The organism is Virgibacillus sp. M23 (assembly GCF_034190895.1).
GTDB lineage: Bacteria > Bacillota > Bacilli > Bacillales > Amphibacillaceae > Virgibacillus > Virgibacillus salarius.
In genome coordinates this window covers 1-428 of the sequence record NZ_JAWDHA010000291.1, presented here as the reverse complement: position 1 = coordinate 428, position 428 = coordinate 1, and the positions used below count along the sequence as shown (strand labels likewise).

Genomic DNA, 428 nt, shown 5'->3' with positions numbered 1-428 from the left:
GGGAGCATAATATCTAAAAGAATTAAATCAGGCTGAAGCTCTTCTACCATTTCAACGGCTTCGTTTCCGTCGTGGGCACAGTGCACCTCATAGCCTTCTTTTCTTAAGTTAAATTCCAATATATCTGCAATCGGTTTTTCATCATCTACTACAAGGATCTTTTTATCCATCATTTTGATTTTCCTCCTGCCGAATGACTTCATTTCATCTATATCTCATTCGTTTCATCACTTAAGGCCCATGTAAAGAATGGGTCCTTGTCTATTATAACGGTTTAAGGGCAAAAGATGAAAAAAATAAAGGTTTAGAAAAAAAACACACATTTCACCTTTATCCGCCCATGGTTTATCTTTTGTCATGCTGGTCAACTTTTTTTAAAAAAGATAACTTTATTGAAACCTCCCCTCACAGGAGTGCGTCTTTATCAA

At 36.2% G+C, this 428-nt stretch carries 1 protein-coding gene; it reads right to left on the bottom strand.

What is annotated here, in order from left to right; genetic code table 11:
- Window positions 1-170 (bottom strand): response regulator (locus tag RVS70_RS22615; protein WP_321134980.1); only part of this gene is annotated, 170 nt, incomplete at its 3' end.
- Window positions 171-428: the final 258 nt, after the last annotated feature.